The sequence below is a fragment of the Cellulosimicrobium sp. SL-1 genome (genome assembly GCF_011033075.1).
Lineage (GTDB): Bacteria > Actinomycetota > Actinomycetes > Actinomycetales > Cellulomonadaceae > Cellulosimicrobium > Cellulosimicrobium funkei.
Genome location: NZ_JAACJC010000017.1, coordinates 2,910 through 4,582 on the forward strand (window position 1 = coordinate 2,910; position 1,673 = coordinate 4,582).

A 1,673-nucleotide genomic window follows, 5' to 3' on the forward strand; every position below is an offset into this window, starting at 1 on the left:
ATCCGCCCGACATCAAGGCTGAGAGCTGACGGTGAGCGCACAAGCGCGAACTGGGTGATCCTATGCTGCCAAGAAAAGCCTCGACGCGAGGTTCTAGCCGCCCGTACCCCAAACCGACTCAGGTGGTCAGGTAGAGAATACTAAGGCGATCGAGAGAATCGTGGTTAAGGAACTCGGCAAAATGCCCCCGTAACTTCGGGAGAAGGGGGGCCCGAAGCGTGAACACCCTCGCGGTGGGAGCGTGGACGGCCGCAGAGACCAGGGAGAAGCGACTGTTTACTAAAAACACAGGTCCGTGCGAAGTCGCAAGACGATGTATACGGACTGACGCCTGCCCGGTGCTGGAAGGTTAAGAGGACGGGTCAACCCTTCGGGGTGAAGCTCAGAATTTAAGCCCCAGTAAACGGCGGTGGTAACTATAACCATCCTAAGGTAGCGAAATTCCTTGTCGGGTAAGTTCCGACCTGCACGAATGGCGTAACGACTTCTCCGCTGTCTCAACCGCGAACTCGGCGAAATTGCACTACGAGTAAAGATGCTCGTTACGCGCAGCAGGACGGAAAGACCCCGGGACCTTTACTATAGCTTGGTATTGGTGTTCGGTGCGGCTTGTGTAGGATAGGTGGGAGACTGTGAAGCCCGTACGCCAGTGCGGGTGGAGTCAACGTTGAAATACCACTCTGGCCGCTTCGGATGTCTAACCTCGGTCCGTGATCCGGACCAGGGACAGTGCCTGGTGGGTAGTTTAACTGGGGCGGTTGCCTCCTAAAATGTAACGGAGGCGCTCAAAGGTTCCCTCAGCCTGGTTGGCAATCAGGTGTCGAGTGCAAGTGCACAAGGGAGCTTGACTGTGAGACTGACAGGTCGAGCAGGGACGAAAGTCGGAACTAGTGATCCGGCGGTGGCTTGTGGAAGCGCCGTCGCTCAACGGATAAAAGGTACCCCGGGGATAACAGGCTGATCTTGCCCAAGAGTCCATATCGACGGCATGGTTTGGCACCTCGATGTCGGCTCGTCGCATCCTGGGGCTGGAGTAGGTCCCAAGGGTTGGGCTGTTCGCCCATTAAAGCGGTACGCGAGCTGGGTTTAGAACGTCGTGAGACAGTTCGGTCCCTATCCGCTGCGCGCGCAGGAAACTTGAGAAGGGCTGTCCCTAGTACGAGAGGACCGGGACGGACGAACCTCTGGTGTGCCAGTTGTTCCGCCAGGAGCACCGCTGGTTGGCTACGTTCGGAAGGGATAACCGCTGAAAGCATCTAAGCGGGAAGCCTGCTTCAAGATGAGGTTTCCATACCCTACGGGGTGAGAGGCACCCAGCAGAACACTGGGTCGATAGGCCGGACGTGGAAGCGGGGACGAAAGACCCGTGCAGCTGACCGGTACTAATCAGCCGACAACTTCAACACCAAACACTCTTGTGCTACGCGTCCACTGTGCGGTTCCCGAACCACCAACACCACACCCCCCACGGGGTGCCCCAGGTGTTGACACGGTTCAACAGAGTTACGGCGGTCACAGCGAAGGGGAAACGCCCGGTCCCATACCGAACCCGGAAGCTAAGCCCTTCAGCGCCGATGGTACTGCCCTGGAGACGGGGTGGGAGAGTAGGACGCCGCCGGACAACCCTTCACCGAAGGCCCACCCCACACGGGGTGGGCCTTCGGCATTTCCGC

The 1,673-nt window shown here is 58.5% G+C and carries 2 rRNA genes (1 of these 2 only partly in view); both read left to right on the forward strand.

Features of this window, described 5'->3' with window-relative positions:
• Positions 1-1,406: ribosomal RNA gene (locus GWJ10_RS19660) — 23S ribosomal RNA — on the forward strand; it begins 1,900 nt to the left of the window's first position.
• A gap of 98 nt (positions 1,407-1,504) precedes the next feature.
• Positions 1,505-1,621 (forward strand): 5S ribosomal RNA (rrf, locus tag GWJ10_RS19500).
• Positions 1,622-1,673: the final 52 nt, after the last annotated feature.